This is a genomic window from Streptomyces sp. NPDC000404, assembly GCF_040300365.1.
GTDB lineage: Bacteria > Actinomycetota > Actinomycetes > Streptomycetales > Streptomycetaceae > Streptomyces > Streptomyces ramulosus.
Window position 1 is genome coordinate 1 of the sequence record NZ_JBEPDN010000015.1, and the last position, 25,362, is coordinate 25,362.

Here is a 25,362-nt window from a genome sequence, read left to right on the forward strand (position 1 = left end):
GGCGCGGGTGACGGTGTCGCTGCGCAGGCAGAGCAGGCCGACGAAGTCCGGGCGGAAGGGGTGGAAGGCGTTCTCCACATGGAGTTCGAGTTCGGGCCCGTCTGGCTGTCGTCCCACGCCGGTCGGTGCCGTCGACCCGCGCGGTCCGCCGCCGGCCCCGGCCGCGCTCCCGCCGCCCGCACGTCGTCGCTCACAGATTCCGGCCGATGCCCATGAGCTGGTCGAAGACGCCGAAGGCGGCGACGGTGAGCGGGATGGCGAAGGCGCCCAGGACCGCGCCGAGCCCGCCGAACCACAAGGGACGCCGCATCGACGGGAGTTCGGACCGCATCAGCCGCCGGAACCCGTACAGCACCAGCACGGCGCCGACCGCGAGCGCGGCCACCGGACCGGACCAGCCCGGCAGATCCAGCTGCGCGGGCCCGGCCAGCAGCAGCGTGAACAGCCCGATCGCACCGGCGACACCGACCGGCGCCACCTCGACGACGACCTTCGCCGCACCGGCCCGCAGCAGCAGCCCCAACCCGATGCAGGCGGCGATCGCCGCGGTGAACGGCGAGGTGGTGTCGGTGGCGAGCAGCACCAGCGCGACGGCGCACGCCAGCGACAGCGCCCCGCCCCACAGCGCCAGCAGCAGCATCGCGGTGCGCACCGCGGTCTCCAGCTCCGCGCCCTCCGGCGTCGAGCCGCCCTGGCGGCGGTAGCCGAACGCGGCCACCCGGCCGGCCGTCGCCGGCGCGATCAGCAGCAGCCCGAACGCGATGACCGAGACCACCGCGGCGCACTGCGCGGTGTCGGCCTTCAGCAGCGCCAGCAGCGCGGTCACCGCCGTGGCGATCAGCGCCCCGAGGAGCACCGCGGTGGTGGTGACGCCCATCGACGCGACGGCGGCCAGCACGGCGCCCACGAGCACCCCGCCCGCCAGGCACAGCGCGGTCGTCCCGTTCGCCGTGAGCGCGGCGGACGGCGCGGTCTCCTGGGCCACCAGCGCCCACGACGCGACCGTCAGACACGGGATCGCGCTCAGCGCCAGCGCCAGCCGCACCGAGCCCGGCACCGACCAGCGCCGCTCCGTCGCCAGCCACGAGAGGCCGGGCAGCAGCAGGCCCAGCGCGGCGGCCGCGGTGCCGGTGACCGCGGGCTCGACCGGCTGCACCACGGCGACCAGCACCAGCGCGGCCAGCCACCACACCAGCCCGCAGGCCATCACCGTCATGGTCCGCGACCGTGCGTCCCAGCGCCGGTCCAGCGCCTGTTCGGAGACCTCCGAGACCTGCTCGGCGACATCCAGCACGACGGGCTCGTCGAACTCGTCGGCGACCACGTCGCGCAGGTAGAGAAGCTGACCGTCCGCCATGCCGAGGTCGGCGAGGCTGCGTTCGGGCGCGATGGCCCCGCCCGTGCCCGTCGCCAGCGACCAGGCGGCGGGCATCAGCTCGTTCTCCTCCAGCTCGCACAGGCGGGCCAGGTCATCGATGTACTCGGCGATGGGAGCACGGGCCGGGACCGCGAGGTCCACCTGCCTGTGTTCGCCCACGACCGTGATCCGGCAGCGCTCATCGGCCATCGGGTGCTGTCAGGTCCTCTCGTGCAAGGTGCGTTGTGCGGTGCCGTTGGGGGGACGGCGGGGAAGGCGGGTTACCTTCCGGTGTTCTTCCAGGTGAGGGCGTTGGCGCCCTCGGCCTCGGCGTAGTTCGTCCAGTTGACGTTCATCGCCATGGAGATCTGGCCGAGCACACCGGTCGGCCCGAACAGGCCCATGGCGGCGATGTTCCACTCCTCCTGCAGGCCCTCGTAGTACACCTTCGCCTCACCGGTCCAGGTGTCGGCGATCGGCTGGAGCAGGACGATCAGCTGATGCAGCTCCTCCGCGATCTGCTCCGACAGGTCGTTGATGTGCCTGCCTGCGTTCTCCAGTTCCTGGCGGACCAGGATGGACGAACCTTCGATTCCTGCCACGACGCTCCTCGGGATGGTGGGCGGTCAGCTGAGCCGGGCTGTGGGCAGCTCGGACTGGAGGGCTTTGATCCGGTTCAGGTTGTCCTGCTCGGATTCCCGGTAGTTGACCTCGTTGCCGCGCAGGCCCGACGCGATGTCGGTGAGGGCGTTGTGCAGCATCTGCGCGTACGTGTCGTACTCGGCCATGTAGATCTGGAAGGTGTTGTGGGCGATGCCCTGCCAGGACTCTTCCAGCGAGATGACGTACGACTTGAGGTTCTGAAGCTTGGTCTCGACGTCCGCCGCGGTGTTGTCACACGAGACGGCGGCCTGGGCGACCAACTCCGGAGTGACCTGGAAGCCCGATGTGCTGTACCCGCCCTGTTCCATCTGCCCGCCCTCTCGCGTGCCGGATCCCGCCCGGCAGTTGGCTGTTCCGCGGCCACTTTCGCAGTGGCCTCACGCGTCGGAACAGTCCCCTGTTCAGATGTCCCGCCCGCACCACGGAACCGTCCCGCCCCCTTGACCGTGCGCGGACAACAGGTAAAGTCCAGACCAATTGGTGAGCGGGTCGGGGCCGTGCATCCGGTGTCCGCACCGGCGCCGGCGGCCGCCCGTCTCGCCGTGCACCACCTTCGCGTTCCACCACCCCCACTCCGAGGCTGCCCGGGGGGCGTGGGTGCCAGGCGGCGCCGCGTCCCGATGTCTTCCGCGGTGGCCTCCTCCGCGAAAGGTATGCCATGAACAGGAAACGCAGGCTGGCCGTGACCGTCGGTGCGGCCATCGCCCCGCTGCTGGTCGTCACCGTCCCGGCCGGCTCCGCCAGCGCCCACGGCTACATCTCCAACCCGCCCAGCCGCCAGGCCCAGTGCGCGGCCGGCACCGTCAAGTGCGGACCCATCAAGTGGGAGCCGCAGAGCGTCGAGGGCCCGAAGGGCCTGACCAGCTGCAGCGGCGGCGACGAGCGGTGGGCCGACCTCGACGACGACTCCAAGGGCTGGAAGGTCACCCCCGTCCCCAGCACCACCAGCTTCAGCTGGCAGCTGGAGGCCCGCCACGCCACCAGCACCTGGCAGTACTTCGTGGGCGCCAAGAAGGTCGCCGAGTTCAACGACCACGGCGCCATACCCGGCGCCACCGTCACCCACCAGGTCGACTTCGGCGGCATCTCCGGCAAGCAGAAGGTCCTCGCGGTCTGGAACATCGCCGACACCGAGAACGCCTTCTACGCCTGCATCGACGTCAACATCGGCGGCTGAGCGCATCCCGCCCCGCCCGGACGGCCGGAGCCGCACCCGGTCCGCCCGTCCGGGCACCGCGGGCGCGCACCACCGGGCGAACGCGGTGAACGGCGTCCCGGCACACCCGTTACGATCGGCCTTTCGTGGCCGTTGTACGTGGCCGTCGCCGGGAGGACGAGATGGGCCTGTTCCGCCGAGGACCGAAGCGGGATCCCCGTGACCTGCCACGCGACGGGGAGTTCTCCTTCTTCTCGGACAGAGAGGGCGGCGTCTTCCGCTCCCAGGTCCGCCAGGCCTTCGCCGAACAGGGGCTGGAGGTCACGGTCTACGCGGGCGTCGTCACCGACTCCGGCGGCCGCCGGTTCGGCCTCGGCAACCTCGCCGCCGTCTGCCACCGCGACCGCCGCGGCGAACGCAGCTGGCCCGGCCTGATCCGCGACCACGTCGGCAAGGTCCTGCGCACCATGGACGGCCCGCAGCCGCTGGAGATCCTCTCCACCGACGAGATCCGCGCCTGCCTCTACCCCCGCGTCGTCGCGGAGGAGACGCTGCCCGCCTCCGACGCGTTCCGCTACGGCCGCGAGCCCGCCGAGGGGCTGCGGGAGGTGCTGGCGCTCGATCTGCCCGACGCGGTGCAGATGCTCGGCGAGGACTCCCTGCGGGACGTCGGGGACATCGCCGAGCTGCGGATCCGCGCCATGAACAATCTGCGCGCGCTGCCGGTCGAGGGCCACGAGACGGTGCGCCGCCCCGACGGCGCCTCCTTCGACGTCCTCTTCGGCGACTCGTTCTTCACCGCCAGCCGGGTCCTGGTCCTCGGCGAACTGGTCGAGCGGGTCATGGGCGCCCCGCTCACCGCCGACGGCGCGCTGGTCGCGCTGCCCTTCCGCCACCAGCTGGGCTTCCACCGCATCCACGACGCCCAGGTCATCCCGGCGCTCCAGGCGATGGCCGAGTTCGCCGCCGCCGGGTACCAGGACGCCGCGGGCGCGATCAGCCCGCAGGTGTTCTGGTGGCGCCGGGGCGTGATGACACCGCTCAGCGAGCCGGACGGGGCGGGGCTGCGGGTGGTCGTGGACGGCGATTTCCAGCACATGCTGGAGCGGCTGGTCGACGACGAGGCGTGACCGCCGAAAAAATCGTGCGGCATTTTTTCCGCGGAAGGGGAACCCGAAGGGCCCCTGCGCCGTTATCCCGAGTGAGGCCCCGCGTCATCCCCCGTGCGCGGGGTCTCGCCATGTCCGCACCCGGGCCCCGCCCGGCCCGCGTCCGCGCCGCCCTCCCGCTCCCGCGCCGCCTCCAGCAGCCGCGAGCGGATCAGGAACCGCACCCCCTCCGGCGCCTCCAGCGAGAAGCCGCTGCCCCGGCCCGGCACGACGTCCACGATCAGCCGGGTGTGCCGCCAGCGGGCGAACTGGTCGGCGGCCATCCAGAACTCCACCGGCTCCGCCACCCCCGCCACCGTCAACCGCTCCAGCAGCACATCCGACCCGCCGGTGCGGAACTCCCCGGCGGGGAAGCACATCGGCGCGCTGCCGTCGCAGCAGCCGCCGGACTGGTGGAACATCAACGGCCCGTGCGCCGCCCGCAGCCGCCGCAGCAGCCCGGCGGCCGCCTCCGTCACCGCCACCCGCGCCACGCCGTCCGCCCCGCTCGCCACCTCGTCCATCCGCGCTCCTCCCGTCCGTGACCGGGACCGCTGCCGCGCGGACCCGCGCCCCAGCCAACCCGCCGGCGCGTTGCACCGACGTTGCACCACCCACCGCCCCGGCGCCCGCCGGCCCCCGCCGGGACGGCGTCCCGCGTACCGCGAGCGCCCTCGTCGGGAGGGCCCGCCGGAATACGCGGCACCCTCCGGCCGGCACCACGCGGCACGGCGCCGCACGCCGAGTGCGGCCGTTCAGCGGAACCTGCCGCGGAAGCCGCCCCGCCCCGGGCGCCGGGGTGCGCACCCGGTGGTGCCGTCATACGGTTTCGCATGACGGCGGGACGGGCACGCACTCCGCCGCCCGCATCCTTCGCCGCACCCGGGTGCATCCGCCGCCAGGCCTCCCGCCGCGAGGCCGGCGCCGGGCACCGTCGCCGATTCCGCCCGCTCGGGACCACGACACCCGTCCGCCGACGACGGGTGGGAGGCACCATGAGAAAGCTTCCGGCCGCACTGGCCCTGATCCCCGCCGTGGCACTCGTCTCCTCCTGCTCCGGCAGCGGGGGACCGGCCGCCGTCGGCGGTGGCGCCGCACCGGCGGTCGACGCCGCGGCCGGCCCGGCCGCGCAGACGAAGGTGAAGGTGGTGGCGAGCGGGTTGGGAGACCCGTTCGAGATCGCCTACGCCCCCGACGGAAAACTGTGGGTCACCGAGAAGTCCGGACTCAAGGTGACCCGGGTCGACCCGAGGACGGGGGCGAAGAGCACCGCCCTCGACCTCTCCGGGAAGGCCTTCCACACCAAGGAGGACGGGCAGGACGGTGTGCTGGGCTTCGCGCTCCACCCCGACTTCGGCAAGGGCAAGGGCAAGGGCAAGGGCCACGACCACGTCTACCTCGCCTACACCTACAAACAGGGCGGCGCATCGGCCACGAAGATCGTCCGCTACACGGCGAAGGACGGGAAACTCTCCGGCGAGCAGGAGATCCTGACGGGCCTGCCGGGGAACCACCAGCACCAGTCCGCCCGGCTGCGGTACGGGCCGGACGGCAAGCTCTACTACGCGATCGGTGACCAGGGGCACAACTACCTCACCGACTTCTGCAAGCCCAACCACGCGCAGGACCTGCCGACCGCCGGCCAGGTCGCCAAGAAGGACTGGTCGCTCTACCAGGGCAAGATCCTCCGCATCAACCTCGACGGCTCCGTCCCCTCGGACAACCCGAAGATCGGCGGCGCGCGCAGCCACATCTACGCCTACGGCATGCGCAACCCCGACGGGATGGACTTCAGCGGCACCACGCTCTACACCGCCGAGAACGGCCCGGTCACCGACGACGAGTTCAACCGCATCGAGAAGGGCGGCAACTACGGCTGGCCCCACGTCGCCGGGTGGAAGGACGACAAGTCGTACGTCTACTCCAACTGGTCCAAGGCCAAGGGCGGTTGCGCGAAGCTCACCTTCAACCCCGACCCGAACTCGCCGCCCCCCGAGGTGCCGACGACGAAGGAGTCGTCCTTCACCAAGGCCATGGTCGCCCCGCTCGGCACCTACGGCACCACGCGCGGCAACGGCCACCACTTCGGCACCACGAAGGTCTGCCCCGACGCGAACTCCGCGTACATGTGCTGGCCGACCATGGCCCCCGGCTCCCTCAAGGTGGCCGGCGGTGACGTCCTCGTCACCTCCATGAAGAACGGCACCGTCTTCAAGGTCTCGAAGGACGGCAAGTCCTACAAGGAGCTGTACCGGACCCAGAACCGCTACCGCGACGTGGCCCTCAGCCCGGACGGCAGGACGCTCTACATCACCACCGACAAGGAAGGACAGCACATGGTCCGCGGTGAGGGCGGCAAGCCGACCACCCACCTGGCCAACCCCGGAGCGATCATCGCGGTCCCGTACCACAGGTGAAGTCCCCGCACGGAGGTGAGACGCACATGGCACGACACGAGGAACGACACGACAGCGCGCCCCGGCCCCAGGAGCACCCGGCCGGACGGCCGGACACCCCGACGGACGAGACCCGCTGGCACAAGCCCGACTACCAGGTGGTGGAGGCGTCCTTGGAGGTCTCCGCCTACTACCTCACCCAGCGGTAGCACACGGCAACGGGAAAAAAAGGGGCGCCGCGCGCCTGCACGTACCCGGTACGGCAGACCCGCGGCGCCCCGCGACGGAACGGCCCTCGCATGGTGACGGACTTCGAGAGCGAACTCAGGGCGGTGCCCGAGCGCCGCTACCACCACCGGCATCCCTTCAACCTCCGCATGCACCGGGGCACGCTGGGCCCGGACGAGTTGCGGAGCTGGATCCTCAACCGGTTCCACTACCAACGGCACATCCCGGTGAAGGACGCCCTGATCCTCGCCAAGCTCGACGACCCCGCGCTGCGCCGGCTGTGGATCCGCCGCATCACCGACCACGACGGCACCGACGGCGACGAGGGCGGCATCGAACGCTGGCTGCGGCTGGGAGAGGCCGCCGGGCTCGACCGCGCCGACCTGCTCTCCGGGGACAAGGTGCTGCCCGGCGTGCGGCTCGCCGTCGACGGCTATGTGAACCTCTGCCGCCACGGCACCGCACTCGAAGCCGTGGCCGCCTCCCTGACCGAACTCTTCGCACCCGACCTGATGGCCACCAGGATCGCCGCGTTCGAGAAGCACTACACCTGGATCGAACCCGAGGGCCTCGCCTACTTCGACACCCGCGTCGGCCAGGGCCGCCGGGACAGCGGCGAAGCGCTCGCCCTCGTCCTGTCCTGGGCCCGCACCCGCGCCGACCAGGAGGCCGCCCTCGCGGCGCTCTCGTACAAATGCGAGGTGCTGTGGACGCTCCTCGACGCCGTCGACCGGGCCCCGGCATGACCTGGCGCCCCGCACTGAGCCGGTACGCGCGCCTGCGGCACTGCCCGGTGCGCCGGAGCACGCTGCTGATCGTCCCGGAGCGCATCGTCGCCCTCAACACCGAGGCGGCCGCGATCGTCGGACTCTGCGACGGCACCCGGACCGTACCCGACATCACCGCCGCCTTCCCGGACGAGGGCACCGACGACGTCGTCCTCTTCCTCCACGACCTGAAGGAGCAGGGATGGCTGCGGTGAACCCGCCCTGGGCCATGCTCGCCGAACTCACCCACGGCTGCCCCCTGCGCTGCCCCTACTGCTCCAACCCGACCGAACTCACCCGCCCCTCGCAGGAGCTGACCACCGAGCAGTGGGTGACGGTGCTGGCCCAGGCCGGCGAACTCGGCGTCGCGCACGTCCACCTCTCGGGCGGCGAGCCGCTGCTGCGGCGCGATCTGACCGAGATCGTCGCAGGCGCCTCCCGCGCCGGGATCTACGCCCAGCTCGTCACCAGCGGCCTCGGCCTGACCCGCGGCAGACTGGCCGATCTGACGGCGGCCGGGCTGCCCAGCGTCCAGCTGTCGGTCCAGGGCGCCGATGCCGCGTCCGCCGAACTGATCGCCGGCCGCCGGTCGTTCGCCGCGAAGCGGCGCGCCGCCGCCCTGATCCGCGACGCCGGACTGCCGCTGGGCCTCAACGTCGTCCTGCACCGCCACAACCTCGACGCCGTCGACGCCCTCATCCGGCTCGGCATCGCCTGGGGCGCGGTGCGCATCGAACTCGCCAACACGCAGTTCTACGGGTGGGGGCTGGCCAACCGGGCCGCCCTCCTGCCCACCCGCGCCCAGCTGGCACACGCCCAGGAGGTGGTCGAACGCTGGCGGGAGCGGACCGACACCGAACTGGTCTGGGTCGTCCCCGACTACTTCGACGGCACCGCGAAACCCTGTATGGGCGGCTGGGGCGCGATCTCCCTGACCGTCGCCCCCGACGGCCGTGTCCTGCCGTGCCCCGCCGCCTACGCCCTCCCGCTCGACCTGCCGAACGTCCGGGAACACTCCCTCGACTGGATCTGGTCCCGGTCGCCCGCCTTCCAGGCGTACCGGGGCACCGACTGGATGCCCGAACCCTGCCGGTCCTGCTCCCGCAAGGAGACGGACTTCGGCGGGTGCCGCTGCCAGGCCTTCGCGCTCACCGGGGACGCGGGACGCACGGACCCCGCGTGCGCGCTCTCCCCCGACCACCACCTGATCACCGACATCGCCGCCCGGCCCGGCGGCGACTTCGTCCACCGGGAATTCACCCGCGGCTGAACCGGACCGCCTCGCGCCGGTGCGGCACCGGGCGGCGAGGGGCTTCCTGACCCGCGAAGACCGAACAGGCAGCCTTAGACTGTCCCCTCGACATGAGGCATACGCCCAGGGGGACGGAGACGGCAGTGGTAAGGGGCATCGAGGGTGGCGGGGCGGATCCGTCCGCCGAGGTGCTGGCCGAGGCGGCCGGGATGTTCGGCCTGCTGGCCTCGCCGCCGCGGCTGCACCTCGTCTGGGCGCTGACCCAGGGCGAGAGCGACGTCAGCGGGCTCGCCGAACGCGTCGGCGGTGCGCTGCCCGCCGTCAGCCAGCATCTGTCCAAGCTGAAGCTGGCCGGACTGGTCCGCTCGCGCCGCGAGGGCCGCCGTGTCGTCTACCTCGTCGACGACCCCGATGTGGTGGCCGTCGTCCGGCTCCTCGTCGGACGGCTCGCCGACCGCGGCGGGCAGCAGGCGCCGCGCGCCCGCCGCTTCGGTGGCTGAGACGGATGCGGCGCCGGGCACCGGCCGGCTGCCCGGCCCCCGGGAGGCGCCCGCCGAGGTGACGGCGGGCGCCGCGGACGGCGCCGCCCTCACCCCGCTCCAGCTGATGCGCCGCCTGGCGAGCGGACCGCGCGGCCTCACCGAGGCCGAGGCCGACACCCGGCTCGCCCGCGACGGCGAGAACACCGTCCCCGCCTGGTACACCCCCACCTGGCCGCGCCGCTTCCTGCGCAGCCTGCGCGACCCGTTCACCGCCGTACTGCTCTGCCTCGGCCTGGTCTCGGCGGCCGTGGCGTCCTGGGGCACCGCCTGTGTGATCACCGTGCTCGTCGGGGTGAGCTGTGTGCTGCGCTCGTCCGGGGAGGCGCACGCCGGACGGGCGATGGCGGCGCTGCGCGAGATGGTCGCCACCACGGCGACGGTGCAGCGGCGCCCGGACGACGACGCCGCGCCCCGGGCGCGGGAGATCCCCGTCGAGGAGCTGGTCGTCGGCGACGTGGTGCGGCTGGGGCCGGGCGATCTGGTCCCCGCCGACCTGCGGCTGCTGCGGGCGAGCGGCCTGACCGTCCACCAGGCGACGCTGACCGGCGAGTCCACCCCGGTGGCCAAGTACGCCGTCGACGACCCGCCGGACGTCGGCGACGCGGATCCGCCGCACCTGTGCTTCCAGGGCAGCAGCGTCGCCTCCGGCAGCGGCACCGGGCTGGTCGTCGCCACCGGCGCGGACACCCGGTTCGCCGCCGCCTACCGTGCGCTGGGGCGGCGGCGCGCCGAGACCGCCTTCGACCGCTCCGTCCACGGCATCGCCTGGACCCTCATCCGCTTCATGCTGCTGACCCCGCCGCTGGTGCTGATGGCGAACGCGGCGGTGCGCGGCCGGGGCCTGGAGACCCTGCCGTTCGCGGTGGCCGTCGCCGTCGGCCTGACCCCGGAGATGCTGCCGGTCGTGGTCACCGCGACGCTGGCGCGCGGCGCCGCGCGGCTCGCCGCCACCGGCGGCGTCATCGTCAAACGGCTGCCCGCCCTCCACGACCTCGGCGCGATGCAGGTCCTCTGCCTCGACAAGACCGGCACCCTCACCCAGGACCGGCCGGTGGTCGAACGCTCCGTGGACGCCCGCGGCCGCCCCGACCCCGGCGTGCTGCGCTGGGCCGCCGTCGGCAGCTTCTGGACGCTGGAACTCGCCGAACTGCCCGCCCCGGACACCCTCGACGAGGCCGTCCTCGCCGCCGCCGACGAGGCGGGCGCCGATCCGCTCGCCCACGACGGCGTCGCCGCCCTCCCCTTCGACCCGGTGCGGCGCCTGGCCGCCGCCGTCGTCCGCCGCCCCGGTGCGCTCGGCGTCCACACCCTCGTCGTCAAGGGCGCGGCCGAGGACGTGCTGGCCCGCTGCGCCCGCGCGCGCAGCGACGGGGCCGACACCGCACTGGACGACGCGGAACGGGCGCGGCTGCTCGACACGGTGGCGCGCGAGACGGACGAGGGGCTGCGGCTGCTGGCCGTCGCCGTCGCGGACCGCCCCGCCCGCACCGGGGAGTACCGCGAGTGCGATCTGCGGGGGCTGACCCTCCTCGGCTTCGTCGCGCTGCGCGATGCGCTCGCGCCGACGGCGGCCGATGCGCTCGGCGTGCTGGCCCGGCGCGGCGTCCGCGTCAAGATCCTCACCGGCGACCACCCGGGCACCGCCGCCCGCGCCTGCCGGGACCTGGGCCTGGACCCGGGCGAGGTGCTGACCGCGGGGGCGCTGGCGCAGCTGGACGGCCCGGCGCTCGCCGCGGCCGTCGACGGCGCCACCGTCGTGGCCCGCTGCGCCCCCGCCGACAAGGCCCGGATCGTCGCCGCGCTGCGCGGCGCCGGGCAGGTCACCGGCTTCCTCGGCGACGGCGTCAACGACGTGCCCGCGCTGCACGCCGCCGATGTCGGCATCACCCCGCGCGGTGCGGTGACGGTGGCGCGGGAGGGCGCCGATGTGGTGCTGGCGGAGAAGGACCTCACCGCCATCGGCCGGGCCGTCGCCGCCGGCCGGTACAGCAGCGGCTCGCTCGCCGCGTATCTGCGCATCACCCTCTCGTCCAACCTCGGCAACGTCCTCGCGATGCTCGGCGCCGGGCTGCTGCTGTCGTTCCTGCCGATGCTGCCGGCGCAGGTCCTGGTGCAGAACCTCTGCTTCGACGCCGCCCAGCTCGCCTTCGCGCTGGACCGGCCGGGCGACGGTGTGCTGCGCGGGCCCGCGGCGCTGCGGCCGCGCGCCTTCCTGCGGTTCATCACGGTGTTCGGGCTGATCAACGCCGCCGCCGACGTCGCGACGTTCGCCGCCCTCGCGGTGGCCCTGCACACCGCGGGCGCCGGGGGCGAGGAGGTGTTCCACGCCGCGTGGTTCACCGAGAACCTCTTCACCCAGGCGCTGGTGATGCTGTTGCTGCGCGCCGGGCACCTGACCGTGCGGGGCCGCCCGGGCCCGGTCCCGTGCGCCGCGGCGGCCCTCGCCGTCATCGGCCTGCTGCTACCGCTCTCCCCGCTGGGACCGGCGCTGGGCCTGGCGGCCCCGCCGCCGCTGTACTACGCGCTGCTCGCCGCCGTCCTCGCGCTGTATGGGACGGCGCTGGCCGCGGCCCGGCGGCGGTACCTGCCGGGCACCCGCTGAGCGGACCGTCAGCCGTACGACAGCTTCGCGCAGGCGTCGTCGTCGGCGGTGCGGGCGTCGTCGGCGACCTCGGTCGGCACCTTGTCGTCCGCGGGCGGCGCCGACGCGGTGCCGCCGGGCGCGGGCGTTTCGGTGTACGAGCTGCCCACGGTGACGGTGATGCCGGGCGCGGACCCCTCGTGCAGCTCCGCGCCGGGAAAGAGCCGGGCGGTGGTGCGGGCCCGCTCCTCCTGGCCCGGGCCGTAGGCGATCCGCGTGGTGGTGTGGTCCTGGGACGGTGCGGTGGTGGTGGCGGTGACGGCGAAGCCGGCGGCGCGCAGCGTGTCGGCGACGCGGGCGCCGAGTCCGGTGGAGTGGGTGCCGTTGAGGACGGTGACGTCGATCCCGGCGCCGGAGACGGGCTCCTGGGACGCGGGCTTGCCGGACTTCTTCTTCGGGCCGTCCTCCCCTGCGGCGTCCTTCCCGTCGAGGGTGCGGTCGGCGCGCAGGGCCGCCCACAGGTTGTCGGCGGCGGGGTGCACGATCGCGACCCGGGCGCCCTGGTAGCGCCAGGGCACGGTGACGAACGCGGTGTTGTGCAGGTCGATGTCCTTGAGCCCCATCGCGAACGACAGCAGCTTCTGGGCGCTGCCCAGCTCCGGGTCGACGGTGAGGGATTCGGTGGCGGCGGTGGCGAGCGGCAGCAGCGTGGTGGGGTTGACGCCCTGCTCCTTGATCTTGCGGATCAGCCCGGAGACGAACGCCTGCTGCCGCTTGATGCGGCCGATGTCGGAGCCGTCGCCGATGCCGTGCCGCAGCCGTACGTAGTCCAGCGCCTTGCGCCCCTCGACGGTCTGCTGGCCCTTGGTGAAGATCCGCTTGCCGCGGTGGCCGAGGTTCGGGTTGAGATCGCCCTGGTAGAGGTCCTGCGGTACACAGACCGGGACGCCGCCGACCGCCTCGGTCATCTTCGCGAAGCCGTTGAAGTCGACGACCACGGTGTGGTCGACGCGCAGCCCGGTCAGCTTCTCGACGGTGTTCTGGGTGCAGGCGGGGTTGCCGTCGGCGGTCTCGCCCACGGTGAACGCCGCGTTGAACATCACGTTGCTGCGCGGCTGGGTCCAGGAGCCGTCGGGGAGCCGGCAGGGCGGGATGTCGACGAGGGCGTCGCGGGGGACGGACACGGCGAGCGCGTGCTTGCGGTCGCCGTAGATGTGCAGCAGGAACGCGGTGTCGGAGCGGCCCACGTCGCCCTCGCCGCCGCCCAGGTCGCTGTTGTTGCCGGAGCGCGAGTCGGAGCCGATGACCAGGACGTTGCTGCCGCCGGTGTTCGGGGCGGGGCGGTCGCGGCTGACGCCGTCGGCGCCGAACGTCGTGATGTTGCCGTCCAGCCGGTGGTAGAGCCAGCCGGCTCCGGCGGCCACCAGGACCAGGAAGGACGCGGTCGTCACCCCGGCTATCCGGGCCTTGCTGCGCCGGCGCCGGCGCCGTCCCCGGGCGGCGTTGTCCCCGTTGCGGCGTCCGTCGCGTGCGGAATGGCTGCCTGTCACGTGTGCACCCTCAATTGCCCGGATTTTTCCTGCGGAGGAGGCGGTTCCCCCCGCCCAAAGTTGTATAGTTGCGCAATGTAGCAAGTAAATGCCGGTGCTGTTCCACCGGCGACCCGGCAATCCGAGAGGCGGCGGCGATGCTGCGCAACGGACTGGAGCCCTGGCACCTGCTGATCGTGGGGATCGTGGTGATCCTGCTCTTCGGGTCCCGCAAACTCCCCGACACCGCACGCGCGTTGGGCAAATCCCTGCGGATCCTCAAGAGCGAGACCAAGGCGATGAAGAACGACGACGCCGGGGCCACGCCGCCGCCCGGCCCGCAGGAGCCCGCCGCCCCCTACGCCTCCTTCCACACCCCCGGTGCCACCAGCGGCCCGGCCCCGGCGCCCGCGGCGACCACCGCACCGGCGCCTTCGGCCCCGCCCGCGCCGGAACCGGCCGCCCCGACCCCCGCGTCCGGCGGCCCGGCCGCACCCGCCGCGCACCCCCTGCCCACGACGGGCACCACCCGCCCCGCCGCGTCCGGCGGCTCCGCGCCGGCCGCCGTGCCCGTCACCGACCGGGGGACCGGCGGTGGCTGACGAGCGCGCCCGCACCACCCTTCCGACCGCACCGACCACGGGGGTTGATGTGACGACGACCGAAACGTTCCGGCCGCCCGACGAGGCGGACTTCCCGCAGCTCCTGGACCGCGCCCTGGCCACCCACGAGATCGCCGAGGCGCTGCGCCGCGCGGACGGCGACCCCGACGCGGAGCAGCTGCGCGCCGATGCGCTGCGCTCGGTCGCCGCCATCACCGCCGCCGCCGAGCAGGAGTACCGCACCTACCGCAGCCTCGCCGCCGCCCGCCCCGCGCCGCGCCCGGCCCGTCCGGCGGTCCGCCCGTCGTCCGGGGCCACCGGCGGGGTGCTGCCCGCGCTCGGCGTGCTCGTACCGGGGCTGGCGGCGGTGGCCGCGGCGATCTTCCTGCTGCTCGGATTCCTGCTGCGCGGCGTCGGGCTGCGCGGGCAGTTCGCCGACGAGCTGATCGTCGCGGGGGAGATCGCGACCGGGGTCGCGGCGGTGGCGACGCTCTGCGGCCTGCTGTGGATGCTGGTGGCCGCGGCCCGCAACCGCCCCTCGGCGGGCGGCCGTTCCGCCGCCGACGCCGAGGTGGCGCGGGCCCTGACGGCATACCAGGACGCCCTGGTCGAACGCGGTCTGCTGCCGTTCCTGCGGGCCCGGCTCGGCGGGGCCGCGGGGGAGCCCGCGAAGGGGACGCACGCGCGTCCGGCGCCGGGCGAGGAGCGGCCGGCCCGCACGGGCCCCGGCTTCAGCGCGCCCGATTTCGCCAGCCCCGATTTCGCCAGTCCGGACTTCGCGAGCCCCGACTTCGCGAGCCCGGACTTCGCCAGCCCGGACTTCACCGGGCCGGGCGGCGCCGCGGAGCGCTGAGCCCCGCCGGGGCGGCGCCGCGGAACCGGCCCCGCCCCGGGGGTGTCTTCCCGCTCATCGCGGCGGCGCGACGACGCGCGGAAGGACACCCCCGACGGCGTCGCGCGCCTCAGCCCTTCAGCGGACCGCCGTTGATCGCGATCCGGCGCCCGTAGCGGGCGAGCGGGTAGTAGTCGTACGACACATGGTGCTGCACACAGCGGTTGTCCCAGAACACCAGCGTGTTGGGCTCCCAGCGCACCCGGCACTGGAGCAGCGGACGCCCCGACACCGACTGGTAGAGCATCTCCAGCAGCGCCCGGCTCTCCTGCGCCGACAGCTGCGGGATCCGCTGGGTGTAGATCGGGTTGACGTACAGGAGCTTGCGGTCGGTCTCCGGGTGGCGGACCACCACCGGGTGCTCGTTGCGCGCGGTGATGTGGCCCTTGGGGATGGGCCGGTCGCCGAACGCGAGGCGGCCGTCGTGGATCGAGGTCAGCCCGTCGAGGAGGGCGCGCATCGTCGGGGAGAGCAGGTCGTACGCCAGGTGCATGTTGGCGAAGAGGGTGTCGCCGCCGGTGCCCTCCGGGGTCCGCAGGATGTGCAGCATCGACCCGAGCGAGGGCTCGGCGTCCGCGGTGCCGTCCGCGTGCCAGGCGTTGCCCGCCACGTCCTCCGCCCCGGGCGTGGTGACGATCTCCAGGATGTGCGGGTCGCCCTCGGGCGGCGGCGGGTTCACCGGCCGCAGCGTGCCGAAGTGCGAGGCGAACCGTGAGTGGTCCTCGCGGCTGATGTCCTGGTCCCGCAGCACCAGGACATGGTGGTCGAGGAACGCCGTCTTGATCTCGGCGAGCTGGTCGTCCGGGAGCTCCTTGCTCAGATCGACCCCGGACACCTCCGCGCCGATCACCTGGGTGAGCGGAGCGACCTCGATGGTCCGGTAGTCCCTGGCGGGCCGGGTGACGAGACGCTCGATGGCGTCGAGTTCGTACTGCTCCATATCTGCTTCCTTCGGTGGAGGGACGGTACAGCGGACGGAGGATGGCTCAGGGGCGGGCGTCCAGCGCCGCGTGGAGCGCGGCGGCGACGGCGCGGGTGTGCGGCGGCCGGACGATCCCGTAGTGGTCGGTGGGCAGGGTCCGCCAGTCGCCGGGCAGCGCCAGATGGTCGCGCCACAGCTCCCGGTGCGCGGCGGCGGGCAGCGGTGCGGGCAGGCCCGCCGCCGGGTGCTCGGCCAGCCACATCCGGGCGGGCGTACGGGCCAGCGGGGGCAGTCGGTGATCGGCCATGGCGGCGAGGTTGGCCCGGCAGCACCGTGCCAGCCGCTGCGCGTAGGCCGCTCCCTCGCCGGTGAACGCGCCGTCCACCGAGCCCAGTTCGTGCGCGAAGACCGCTTCGAGCTGCTGCTCGTCGTAGCCCTGGAAGCCCGGCCCGGAGCCCGGGGGCGGCGGGTCGAGGAGGTGGACGCCGTGCACCGGGCGGCCGGCCGCCTCGGCGAGCGCGGCGATGCCCACCGCGGTCCAGGCGCCGAACGACCAGCCGACCAGGTGCAGTCGGCCGGTGACGTCGCCGAACCGTGCGCGGAGCGCCTCGTGGTAGCGGCGGGCCCGCTCGTCCAGCGTCAAGGCGGCCGCGTCCGGGTCGCGCAGCGCCGGGTCCGCGATCAGACAGACCGTCGCCCGGTCGTCGAGCGCGGCGACCAGCGACCGGTACGCCTGGATGTCGCCGCCCACCGGATGCAGCAGGCACACCACCTCGGGCCCGGTGCCCTCCTGCCACACGTCGAGGGCCACCGTGTCCGCCGCGGCGGCGCCGGACGCCGCGCCCCGGCCGAGGTGGGCCAGCAGATCGTTGAGGCTGACCCGGGGCCCGAACCACGACAGGTCCAGCTCCACGCCGTAGTGCTGTTTGACCACGCCGATCAGGTCGAGCAGGGTCAGCGAGTCGGCGCCCAGGTCGTACAGCGGGGCGTCCGGGTCGAGCGGATCGGCGTCGAGCCAGTCGCGGACCCAGCCGGCGAGCAGATCCGCCGGGACCGGCGCGGCCGGTTCCGGGACGGCCGGCGCCGTGCCGGAGTCCGGTGCGGCACCGGTGGCCTCCGGGGCGGGCCCGGCGTAGAACGTGCGGGACGCCTCGATCTGGGTGGTGGAGACCAGCAGCTGCGGCAGTTGCAGCGCCACCGCGCGGGCGAGGACCCGTTGGCCCTCCTCGACGGTCAGGCCGACGGAGAGATGGGCGCGGTGCCGGGCGTCGCCCGCCGGGACCCGCAGCGCCATCCCGGTCTCCCGCCACACGTCCCAGTCCAGGGCGATGCGGGCGCCGGCGCCGGGCCGGTGGTGGGCGAAGGCGTCCAGCAGGCCCGCCGCGGCGGCGTAGTCGTACTGCCCCACGCCGCCGAGCCGCGCCGACATCGACGAGCAGTACACGACGAGCGCGGGGGAGCAGCGGTCGACCAGCCGCTCGACGAGGAGCGCACCGTGCAGCTTGGCCCGCTGCCCGTCCGCGCCGGCCGCGCGCCGCACGACGAGCGCGCCGGTCGCGGCGCCGGCGGCGTGCACCACCGTGGCCGGGCCCGTGGTGCGGGCGGCGATCTCGGCCACGAGCGCATCGTGGCCGCCGGTGTCGGCGAGGTCCGCCTCGATCAGCTCGATGCGCTCCGCCCAGGACGCCAGCGCCTCGGGCAACCGGGGCCGCCGGGAGACCAGCAGCACCCGGCCCGCGGTGTGAGTCAGCAGCCAGGCGGCGACGCTCGTACCGATGCCACCGGTGCCGCCGAGGACGACATGGTCGCCCGCGGGCAGTTCGGGCGCCGGCTCCGGCGCGGTGACCGGCACCACGACCTCGTGCCACCAGTGGCCGTCGCGCAGCGCCAGCCGCTCCGGCAGGGCGGTGCGCGGGGTGGCCGAGGTGAGCAGCGCGGCCAGCGGACCGGCCCACTCGGCCGGGTCGGCGGCGGGCAGATCCAGCCACCGGCCGTCGGCCGCGCCCTCCTGCCCGGCGACCGTGGCGACGCCGGTGAGCAGCCCCGACTCCGGCCGTTCGACGGCGCCGTGCACCGGCTGCGCCCGGCAGGACAGCCACCACAGGCGCGGCCGGAGCGCGGGCGGGGTGTCCGCCAGCGCCTGGACGAGGGCGGCCGGGGCGTCCAGACAGGCCCGTTCGGCCCGCGCCAGCGAGGCGGCGCCGACCGGTCCGGTCAGGCCCAGCGGCAGCGCGTGCAGCCAGTCGGTGCCGCCGTCGGCGTGCGGCCCGAGGGCGTCGAGCAGCCGGCGCCAGGCGGTGGGGTCGGCCGGGTCGACCTGGTAGGCGTCGTCGCCGTGGCGGGCGAAGGCGTCGCCGGTGCCGACCCGGACCACCCGGGTGTACGCCGCCGCCAGCTCCGGCGGCACCGCGTCCGCCACCGGCCCGTCCGTCACCAGCACCAGCTGCCGGAGGGTGCGCTCCCGGCAGCCGGCCGCGGCCCGGCGCCACCGCACCCAGTGCGGCTGGCTCAGCCACCCGGCCTCGGGCAGGCGCGGGGGGACGGCGGGGGCCTCCGCGCCGGCGCCGGCCGGGGGCTGGGCGGCGGAGGCGGCCGGGACTGCGGCCGGGGCGCCGGCCGTGACCTGCCCCTGGCTTCCGGCGGCGTGCCCGGCCGTCCCTCGCTCACCGTCCGCCGTCCGCGCCCGCGGGAAGTCGTACTCCGCCAGGTCGAAGGCGGGCGGCGGGAAGTCCCAGGGGGCGGGGGCCGGTCCGGGCCGGGCGGGGAGCGGGGCGCCGGCGAGCCAGGCGGCCACCGTCCGCTGCGGATCGGAGCCGTCCGCGAGCGGCGTGCCGTCGGCGGGCTCCGGGACGTCGACCGGCTCCGCACCGCGCAGCCACCGCACCGCGGACGCGGCGTCCGGGCAGACGGCGGCCGCCCGCCAGCGCCGCTGCGGGCGCCCGGACCGCAGATGCCGCAGCACCGCGCCGTAGCTCTCCGGACGGTCCGTCAGATGGTCGGCGATCCGCGCGGCGTCGGCGCGCAGCGCGGCGGGGCTGGACGCGGAGAGGAAGAGCGCGCCGTCCGCCTCGCCGGCTCCCGCGCCGTCCGCCGCCGCGGGCGGCGCCTCCAGCACCACATGGGCGTTGGTGCCGCCGATGCCGAAGCTGCTGACCGCCGCCACCCGGGGCCGGCCGGCCGGCCAGGGCTGTGCGGTGACCGGGAAGTGGAACGGCGTCGGGTCCGGGTCGATGTGCGGGCTCGGCGCCCGGAAGTCGGCGTGCGGCGGGATCACCCCGTGGTGCACGCCGAGCGCCGCGCGGATCAGGCCGACCACGCCCGCCGCCGCGCCCAGATGCCCCAGCTGGCTCTTGACCGAGGTCAGCGCGGTACGGCCGGACTCCGGCACGTCGAACGCCTGCCGCAGCGCGCCGATCTCGACCGGGTCGCCGAGCCGGGTGCCGGTGCCGTGCGCCTCGACGTACGCGAGGTCGGCGCCGGTGCGGCCGCTGCGCCGCAGGGCCGCCCGGATCACCTCCCGCTGCCCGGCCAGCGACGGCGCGCTGTACCCCATCTTGCCGGCGCCGTCGTTGTTCACCGCGGAGCCGGTCAGCACCGCGTAGACGGTGTCGCCGTCCCGCCGGGCGTGCGCGAGCGGCTTGAGGACGACCACGCCGACACCGCTGGCGCCGACGGTGCCGCTCGCGCCGTCGCTGAACGGACGGCAGTGGCCGTCGGCGGAGAAGATGTGCTGCGGCTGGTAGCGGTAGCCCTCGTCCAGCGTGGTGTCGACGAGCACCCCGCCGGCCAGCATCACGTCCGCATCGCCCTGCCGCAGCAGCCCCGCCGCCAGATGCACCGCCACCAGCGAACTGGCGCACGCGGCCTGGGCGGTGAACGCCGGGCCGGTCAGCCCCAGGTGGTAGGCGGGCTTGGTCGCGAGGTAGTCCTTCTCGTGGTGGAGCGAGAGCCGGAACGCGTCCGGCAGCGCAGCCGGATCGCCCTCCCGGAGCATCGTGCGGTAGTACGTGCTCTCGCCCGCGCCCGCGATCAGCCCGGTGCGCGGACCGGTCGACGGATCGGCGATCCCGGCGTGCGCCAGCGCCTGTGCCGCGCACATCAGCAGATGGCGCTGTTGCGGGTCCATCAGCCGGGCCTCGGCGCGGCTGAGACCGAAGTGCTCCGGGTCGAAGGCGAGCGGCCCGTCCAGCAGGCTGCGCGCACCGACCATCCCCTCGGCGGCGTCGAAGCGCTCGATGCCGTGGGCGCCGGTGCGTATCAGCTCCCAGAACGCGGCCAGATCCACCGCGCCGGGCAGCCGGACCGCCATGCCGACGACGGCGATAGGCTCGTCCCGGGGGAGCGGGGCCGACGGCTCGGGGGCAGCGGCCGTCGCCGGTACGGGCGCGGGAGCCGGCGGGGACGCCGCGTCCGGCCCCTGCGCCGCCGCCCCGTCCAGGAAGCGGGCCAGCGCCCGGACCGTGACGTGTTCGAAGAGGTCGGCGACGGTGAAGCGCAGCCCCAGCTCGGTGGTGCAACGCAGGTGGTAGCGCATCAGGGTCAGGCTGGAGGCCCCGGCGTCGAAGAACGTCCGGTCGGGTGTGATCGGGCGGCCGGTCAGCTCCTCGAAGAGCGTGGCCAGTTCGGCCTCGCGCGCCGAGCGCGGCGCCGCGCCCGCCGCCCGGCCGCCGACCTCCTCACCGGGCGCCCGCAGCGCCGCCGTCCGGTCCAGCTTCCCGCTGGGCGTCCGCGGCAGCGCGGCCAGCCGCCGGAAGCGGGCGATGCGGACGTACGCGGGCAGCAGGGCCGCCAGATGCGTGGTGAGGCCGGCGGCGTCCGGTGTCGCGCCGCGGCACTCGAAGCACGCGGTCAGCGCGGCGCCGTCCCGCGCCACCACGGCGTTGGTGATCTCCGGGTGCCGCAGCAGCGCCGCCTCGACCTGGCCCAGCTCCAGCCGGTGCCCGCTCAGCTTGATCTGCTGGTCGTCGCGGCCCAGGTAGTGCAGCAGCCCGTCCCGGTCGAAGCGGGCCCGGTCGCCGCTGCGGTAGAATAGCCCCTCGCCGGGCAGTTCGGTGAACCGCTCGGCGTTGAGGTCCGCCTCCGGGGTGTCCAGGTAGCAGCGGGACGCCATGGTGCCGCCGATGAGCAGCTCGCCGGGGCAGCCGGGCGGCACCGGCCGCCCGTCGCCGTCCACGACCCGCAGCACCGCACCGGCCACCGGCCGTCCGATGGCGGGCCGCTCCGGCCAGTACGCCGGGTCCCCGTCCAGGCACAGGGCGCTGACCACATGCGTCTCGGTCGGCCCGTAGTGGTTGAACAGTCGGGCGCCGGGCAGCCCCGCGAGCCAGCGGCGGATCGCGTCCGTGCACACCAGCTGCTCGCCCGCGGTGACCACGTCGCGCAGCCGCGACGGGTAGCGGCCCAGGTGGACGGCGTGCTCCGCCAGCAGCTGGAGCGCCACGTACGGCAGGAAGATCCGCTCGGCGCCGGACTCCTCCAGCTGCGCGAGGAGCGCGGGCGCGTCCTGCCGCAGGCCGGGGCCGATCAGCCGCAGCGTGCCGCCGCCGCACAGCGCCGAGAAGATCTCCTGGAACGACACGTCGAAGGAGAGCATCGAGAACTGCTGGGTGACGGCGGGCGCGCCGAGGCCGCCCGCGTCCGCCTGCCAGGCGAGGAGGTTGCACAGCGTCCGGTCGAAGACCTGGACGCCCTTCGGGGTGCCGCTGGAGCCCGAGGTGAACAGCGTGTACAGCGGGCGGGCCCCGTCGTGCGCCGCGACCGGGGCCCCCGGGCCGCCCGCCCGCAGCGTCACCGGGTGCCGCACCACGCGGCCCTCCGGATCGACGGCGTCCAGACCGGGCGCGCCGCCCGGCGGCACCAGCACGCACAGCGGCGCGGCCCGGTCGAGGACCTGCCGCAGGACGGCGGGCGGATACGCCGGGTCGAGCGGCACGATCGTCAGGTTCAGCCGGGCCAGCGCCAGCAGCGCCACCACATGCGTCAGAGACGGCTCCAGATACAGCGCGACCCGCGCCGGAGCCCCGTCCGCGACCGGGAACGCCTCCCGTATCTCGGCCGCCAGGGCCGCCGCGTACCCGTCCAGCGTGGCGTAGTCGACGCTTTGCTCCCCGTCGTCCACGGCCGGGGCGTGCGGGGTGCGCGCCACCTGCCGGGCGAAGCCCTCGGCCACCGTCGCGTACGCCGAAGCGGCCCGCGGGCCGCGGCCGTGGTCGGGCAGGAGCGCGCGGTGCGGCGCGGCCAGTTCGGCGGGGGTGTGCGCGCCCGGGGCGGCGAGCAGGTCCAGGGCCCGCCGCAGCAGCGTGTCCAGCGCCGTGATCTGGTCGGCGTCGAAGTGGTCGGTGGCGTACTCCCAGACGCACTCCAGACCGTCCGCGTACGCCACGACGGAGAGCGTCAGCGGGCACTTCGCCTCGGCCGGCGGCCACCACAGCGGACGGGCCGCGCAGCCCGGCAGCCGCAGCGCCGCGAAGTCGGTGTTCTCCTGGACGAAGAGCACGTCGAACGGCGCACCGTCGTCCGCGCCCCACTCACCGGCCATCGCCTCCAGCACGTCCGAGAAGGCCACGTCCTGCCGGTCCAGCACCGCGGCCGCCTCCGCGCCCTGGCGCAGCAGCTGGGCGCGCAGCTCCTCGTCGGGGGCGACGGTCAGCGGCAGCAGCACGGTGTTGGCGAACATCCCGACGCCGTCCGCGAACTCGGGCACCGGACGGCCCGCCACCGGCGCCGCGATCCGCGGCCGGGTGCGGCCGGTCACCGCGTACAGGCTCCAGGTGAAGACGCCCAGCAGCAGCTGGAAACGGGTCAGGCCCAACTGGGCGCAGAGCCGGTCGACATGGGTGCGGCGCACCGTGTCCAGCCGGGTGTGGAGCAGCTGCGCCTCGGGGAACGGCGTCCGCCGGGCGGGCAGCAGCCGCTCGCCCGGCCCCGGCGACTGCGCATGGTGCGCGGCGAGCGCGTCGCGCCGCTCGGCGTAGCCGGGGCGGGCGAACCACTCGGCCTGCCAGTGGGCGTGGTCGAGCGGCGTGTACCCGGCCTCCGGCGCCGCGGACGGCCCGCCCGGGTACGCCGCGTACGCCTGCGACAGGTCGGCGAAGAGGACGTTGAGCGACCAGCCGTCGACGGCGATGTGGTGCAGCCCCAGCAGCAGGACCGCGCCGTCGTCGTCCGGCAGCAGACAGGCGCGCAGCATCCGCGGCTCGGCCAGGTCGAACGGCTCGGCGAAGTACCGCGCGGCGAAGGCGCGCCGGCCCGCCTCGTCCGACGGCGGCGCGCCGGGATCGGTCCACGGGTCGTACGGGTCGCCGACGCGCTGCCGCAGCCCCTCGGGCGTCGCCTCGAAGGCGGTCCGCAGCGCCGGGTGGCGCACCACCAGCTGCCGCAGCGCATGCCGCAGCGCCGCCGCGTCGACCGTGCCGTCCAGCCGGAACGCCTGGCCCACGTGGTAGGCGCGGGAGGCGGGGTGGCGCCGCTGGTGCAGCCACAGGCGCTGCTGTTCGGCGGTGGCCGGCGCGGAGCGCGCGCCCGAGGGCTGTGCCACCGGCGGATACGGCGACTCCCCGGCGTCGCGGGCGGCGGCCACCGCCTCCGCGACGGCGGCGAGATCCCCGCCGAGCACCAGCGAACGGTCCAGCTCACAGCCCCAGCGCCGGCGCGCCGCGAAGCAGAACCGCAGCGCCTTCAGCGAATCGCCGCCCGCCGCGATCCACCGGTCGTCCGGTCGCGGATCCGCCAGCCCCAGCACCTCACCGGCCAGCTCCAGCACCTCCCGCTGCCACGGCGTGACCTCGGCGCCCGCGGTGTCCGCGGCGCGCCGCCACGGCCGGTCGGCGCGGGCCAGCAGCGCCGCCTCGTCGACCTTGCCGTTCGCGGTCAGCGGCACCGCGTCCACCAGGAAGAGGTGGTGCGGACGCATATACGTGGGCAGCCCGTCGGCGAGGTGGCGCTCGCACTCCTCGTACGACAGCTCGCCGTCCAGCACCAGGAACGCCAGCAGCTCGTGCGGGCCGTCCGCGCCGGAGCGGCGGGTGCACACATGCGCGCGGCGCACGGCCGGATGCGCGGTGATCTGCCGCTCCAGCTCGCCCGGTTCGATCCGGAAGCCCCGCACCTTCACCTGCCGGTCGGCGCGCCCCACATACGTCAGCAGCCCGTCGGCGTCGGCGCGCACCAGGTCGCCGCTGCGGTAGTGGACCGCGCGCCCGCCGTCGTACCAGGGCAGCCGGACGAAGCGGCGCGCCGTCTCCTCGGGGAGGTTGCGGTACCCGGCGGCCAGCCCGGAGCCGGACAGGTACAGCTCGCCGATCTCCCCGCCGGACGCCGCCCGCGTCCCGTCGGCGGCCACCACCACCGCGCCGGTCTCCGGCAGCGGCCGCCCGATGGGCACCACCTCGCCGTCGAAGTCACGCGGTATGGCGTACGAGACCGCGAAGGTGGTGGTCTCGGTCGGGCCGTAGCCGTTGAACAGCCGGGTGGCGGCATCCGGGTTGTGCCGGTACCAGCGGCGGACGGTGCGGGCGCTCAGCTGTTCGCCGCCGACGACGACCTGCCGGGCGCCGGTGAAGCAGCCGGGCGCGGTGTCCACCACGGCGTTGAACAGCGCCGCGGTGACGAAGAGCGTCTCGATGCGCTCCCGCAGCAGCGCCGCGGCCAGCCGCTCCGGATCGCGGACGTCCGCGTCGTCGACGATCACGCAGCAGCCGCCGGTCAGCAGCGGCGTCCACACCTCGAAGGTCAGCGCGTCGAACGCCGGATTGGACAGGCAGCCGAACCGCATGCCCGGCGCCGTGTCCAGGAACTCGGGCCGGGCCAGCCGCAGCACGCCGGCGCCGGGGACCTCGACGCCCTTGGGCAGGCCGGTCGTTCCGGAGGTGTAGAAGAGGAAGGCCACCGGGCCGCCGGCCGCCGGCCGTTCCTGCGGCGCGGGGAAGTCGCCGCGCGCGGCGAGCAGCCCGTCGGCGTCCAGCGGCCGGACACCAGGCGGCACCTCGGGCGCCGCCGCGCCGTGGACGAGTGCGACGGCGTCCGCGTCGGTGAGGATGTGGCGGCGCCGCTCCGGCGGGCTCTGCGCGTCCAGCGGGACGACCCGGGCGCCCAGCCGCAGGATGCCGAGCATCACGCAGACCAGCTGCCAGGAGCGCGGCAGCTGCACCGCCACCGCCTGCCCGGCGCCGACGCCGTGGCGGCGCAGCCCGTCCGCGACGGCGGCGCCGGCCGCGTCCAGCGCCGCGTAGTCCAGCAGCACCGCACCGTCCTGCACGGCGGGCGCCTCGGGGGCGCGCAGCGCCCGGGCGTGCACCTCCTGTGCCAGTCCTGACATCAGCGGACCTT

Annotated in this window: 18 protein-coding genes; 11 read left to right on the forward strand and 7 right to left on the reverse strand. The window is 74.9% G+C overall.

Going from position 1 to position 25,362, the window contains the following annotated elements; all coding sequences use genetic code 11:
- Nucleotides 1-190 precede the first annotated feature (190 nt).
- From ABT345_RS26675 to ABT345_RS26685, 3 genes are all read right to left on the reverse strand, one after another.
- On the reverse strand, nucleotides 191-1,567 hold the full coding sequence (locus ABT345_RS26675; RefSeq protein ID WP_345087391.1) for an EsaB/YukD family protein: 1,377 nt from the start codon (nucleotides 1,565-1,567) through the stop codon (nucleotides 191-193).
- A gap of 71 nt (nucleotides 1,568-1,638) precedes the next feature.
- Nucleotides 1,639-1,959 carry a WXG100 family type VII secretion target gene (locus ABT345_RS26680; RefSeq protein WP_345087389.1) on the reverse strand — a complete coding sequence of 107 codons (321 nt, stop codon included), beginning with the start codon at nucleotides 1,957-1,959 and terminating at the stop codon, nucleotides 1,639-1,641.
- A 24-nt stretch (nucleotides 1,960-1,983) separates the two neighbouring features.
- Complete coding sequence (locus ABT345_RS26685; protein WP_345087387.1) at nucleotides 1,984-2,328, reverse strand: WXG100 family type VII secretion target; 345 nt, start codon at nucleotides 2,326-2,328, stop codon at nucleotides 1,984-1,986.
- 350 nt (nucleotides 2,329-2,678) lie between these two features.
- On the opposite strand from ABT345_RS26685, the gene ABT345_RS26690 reads away from it, so the two are divergent.
- Both ABT345_RS26690 and ABT345_RS26695 read left to right on the forward strand, forming a co-directional pair.
- The gene (locus ABT345_RS26690; protein ID WP_345087385.1) at nucleotides 2,679-3,197 is read left to right on the forward strand and encodes a lytic polysaccharide monooxygenase auxiliary activity family 9 protein; all 519 of its coding nucleotides are present in this window, start codon (nucleotides 2,679-2,681) and stop codon (nucleotides 3,195-3,197) included.
- Between the two features lie 161 nt (nucleotides 3,198-3,358).
- Nucleotides 3,359-4,306, forward strand: coding sequence for a hypothetical protein (locus tag ABT345_RS26695; RefSeq protein ID WP_345088135.1), 948 nt, complete (start codon nucleotides 3,359-3,361; stop codon nucleotides 4,304-4,306).
- Between the two features lie 62 nt (nucleotides 4,307-4,368).
- Here the strand turns inward: ABT345_RS26695 and ABT345_RS26700 are convergent, their stop codons facing one another.
- Complete coding sequence (locus ABT345_RS26700) at nucleotides 4,369-4,848, reverse strand: DUF779 domain-containing protein (RefSeq protein WP_345087383.1); 480 nt, start codon at nucleotides 4,846-4,848, stop codon at nucleotides 4,369-4,371.
- 471 nt (nucleotides 4,849-5,319) lie between these two features.
- Between ABT345_RS26700 and ABT345_RS26705 the strand changes: the two genes are divergently transcribed.
- The 7 genes from ABT345_RS26705 (at nucleotide 5,320) to mgtA (ending at nucleotide 12,111) form a co-directional block, all read left to right on the forward strand.
- Nucleotides 5,320-6,741, forward strand: coding sequence for a glucose/sorbosone family PQQ-dependent dehydrogenase (locus tag ABT345_RS26705; protein WP_345087381.1), 1,422 nt, complete (start codon nucleotides 5,320-5,322; stop codon nucleotides 6,739-6,741).
- Between the two features lie 26 nt (nucleotides 6,742-6,767).
- Nucleotides 6,768-6,929: a pyrroloquinoline quinone precursor peptide PqqA gene (locus ABT345_RS26710; protein ID WP_345087379.1), complete on the forward strand. Its 162-nt coding sequence runs from the start codon at nucleotides 6,768-6,770 to the stop codon at nucleotides 6,927-6,929.
- A 90-nt stretch (nucleotides 6,930-7,019) separates the two neighbouring features.
- Nucleotides 7,020-7,694: a pyrroloquinoline-quinone synthase PqqC gene (pqqC, locus tag ABT345_RS26715; RefSeq protein WP_345087377.1), complete on the forward strand. Its 675-nt coding sequence runs from the start codon at nucleotides 7,020-7,022 to the stop codon at nucleotides 7,692-7,694.
- Nucleotides 7,691-7,930: a pyrroloquinoline quinone biosynthesis peptide chaperone PqqD gene (pqqD, locus tag ABT345_RS26720; protein ID WP_345087375.1), complete on the forward strand. Its 240-nt coding sequence runs from the start codon at nucleotides 7,691-7,693 to the stop codon at nucleotides 7,928-7,930. Before pqqC ends, pqqD begins: the two co-directional genes overlap by 4 nt.
- The gene (gene pqqE, locus ABT345_RS26725) at nucleotides 7,918-8,985 is read left to right on the forward strand and encodes a pyrroloquinoline quinone biosynthesis protein PqqE (RefSeq protein WP_345087373.1); all 1,068 of its coding nucleotides are present in this window, start codon (nucleotides 7,918-7,920) and stop codon (nucleotides 8,983-8,985) included. The genes pqqD and pqqE overlap by 13 nt, the downstream gene beginning before the upstream one ends.
- Nucleotides 8,986-9,077: 92 nt before the next feature.
- Nucleotides 9,078-9,467 (forward strand): ArsR/SmtB family transcription factor, encoded by a 390-nt coding sequence (locus ABT345_RS26730; RefSeq protein WP_502965935.1) that lies wholly within the window; start codon nucleotides 9,078-9,080, stop codon nucleotides 9,465-9,467.
- Complete coding sequence (gene mgtA, locus ABT345_RS26735) at nucleotides 9,379-12,111, forward strand: magnesium-translocating P-type ATPase (RefSeq protein WP_417832955.1); 2,733 nt, start codon at nucleotides 9,379-9,381, stop codon at nucleotides 12,109-12,111. Before ABT345_RS26730 ends, mgtA begins: the two co-directional genes overlap by 89 nt.
- 8 nt (nucleotides 12,112-12,119) lie before the next feature.
- Here the strand turns inward: mgtA and ABT345_RS26740 are convergent, their stop codons facing one another.
- Nucleotides 12,120-13,640: an LCP family protein gene (locus tag ABT345_RS26740; protein ID WP_386458791.1), complete on the reverse strand. Its 1,521-nt coding sequence runs from the start codon at nucleotides 13,638-13,640 to the stop codon at nucleotides 12,120-12,122.
- A 137-nt stretch (nucleotides 13,641-13,777) separates the two neighbouring features.
- Between ABT345_RS26740 and tatA the strand changes: the two genes are divergently transcribed.
- Nucleotides 13,778-14,221 (forward strand): Sec-independent protein translocase subunit TatA, encoded by a 444-nt coding sequence (tatA, locus tag ABT345_RS26745; protein WP_345087371.1) that lies wholly within the window; start codon nucleotides 13,778-13,780, stop codon nucleotides 14,219-14,221.
- A gap of 49 nt (nucleotides 14,222-14,270) precedes the next feature.
- Nucleotides 14,271-15,074 (forward strand): hypothetical protein, encoded by an 804-nt coding sequence (locus ABT345_RS26750; RefSeq protein ID WP_345087369.1) that lies wholly within the window; start codon nucleotides 14,271-14,273, stop codon nucleotides 15,072-15,074.
- A 109-nt stretch (nucleotides 15,075-15,183) separates the two neighbouring features.
- Here the strand turns inward: ABT345_RS26750 and ABT345_RS26755 are convergent, their stop codons facing one another.
- Complete coding sequence (locus tag ABT345_RS26755; RefSeq protein WP_345087367.1) at nucleotides 15,184-16,053, reverse strand: TauD/TfdA dioxygenase family protein; 870 nt, start codon at nucleotides 16,051-16,053, stop codon at nucleotides 15,184-15,186.
- Nucleotides 16,054-16,099: 46 nt separating this feature from the next.
- Nucleotides 16,100-25,351: a non-ribosomal peptide synthetase gene (locus tag ABT345_RS26760; RefSeq protein ID WP_345087365.1), complete on the reverse strand. Its 9,252-nt coding sequence runs from the start codon at nucleotides 25,349-25,351 to the stop codon at nucleotides 16,100-16,102.
- Between the last annotated feature and the right edge of the window lie 11 nt (nucleotides 25,352-25,362).

What these genes read in the sequence shown, in the direction of transcription:
- ABT345_RS26675 (WP_345087391.1), bottom strand. Translation starts at nt 1,567, where the DNA reads ATGGCCGATGAGCGCTGCCGGATCACGGTCGTGGGCGAACACAGGCAG.
- ABT345_RS26685 (WP_345087387.1), bottom strand. Translation starts at nt 2,328, where the DNA reads ATGGAACAGGGCGGGTACAGCACATCGGGCTTCCAGGTCACTCCGGAG.
- ABT345_RS26690 (WP_345087385.1), top strand. Translation starts at nt 2,679, where the DNA reads ATGAACAGGAAACGCAGGCTGGCCGTGACCGTCGGTGCGGCCATCGCC.
- ABT345_RS26695 (WP_345088135.1), top strand. Translation starts at nt 3,359, where the DNA reads ATGGGCCTGTTCCGCCGAGGACCGAAGCGGGATCCCCGTGACCTGCCA.
- ABT345_RS26700 (WP_345087383.1), bottom strand. Translation starts at nt 4,848, where the DNA reads ATGGACGAGGTGGCGAGCGGGGCGGACGGCGTGGCGCGGGTGGCGGTG.
- ABT345_RS26705 (WP_345087381.1), top strand. Translation starts at nt 5,320, where the DNA reads ATGAGAAAGCTTCCGGCCGCACTGGCCCTGATCCCCGCCGTGGCACTC.
- ABT345_RS26710 (WP_345087379.1), top strand. Translation starts at nt 6,768, where the DNA reads ATGGCACGACACGAGGAACGACACGACAGCGCGCCCCGGCCCCAGGAG.
- pqqC (WP_345087377.1), top strand. Translation starts at nt 7,020, where the DNA reads ATGGTGACGGACTTCGAGAGCGAACTCAGGGCGGTGCCCGAGCGCCGC.
- pqqD (WP_345087375.1), top strand. Translation starts at nt 7,691, where the DNA reads ATGACCTGGCGCCCCGCACTGAGCCGGTACGCGCGCCTGCGGCACTGC.
- pqqE (WP_345087373.1), top strand. Translation starts at nt 7,918, where the DNA reads ATGGCTGCGGTGAACCCGCCCTGGGCCATGCTCGCCGAACTCACCCAC.
- ABT345_RS26730 (WP_502965935.1), top strand. Translation starts at nt 9,078, where the DNA reads ATGAGGCATACGCCCAGGGGGACGGAGACGGCAGTGGTAAGGGGCATC.
- mgtA (WP_417832955.1), top strand. Translation starts at nt 9,379, where the DNA reads ATGTGGTGGCCGTCGTCCGGCTCCTCGTCGGACGGCTCGCCGACCGCG.
- tatA (WP_345087371.1), top strand. Translation starts at nt 13,778, where the DNA reads ATGCTGCGCAACGGACTGGAGCCCTGGCACCTGCTGATCGTGGGGATC.
- ABT345_RS26755 (WP_345087367.1), bottom strand. Translation starts at nt 16,053, where the DNA reads ATGGAGCAGTACGAACTCGACGCCATCGAGCGTCTCGTCACCCGGCCC.
- ABT345_RS26760 (WP_345087365.1), bottom strand. Translation starts at nt 25,351, where the DNA reads ATGTCAGGACTGGCACAGGAGGTGCACGCCCGGGCGCTGCGCGCCCCC.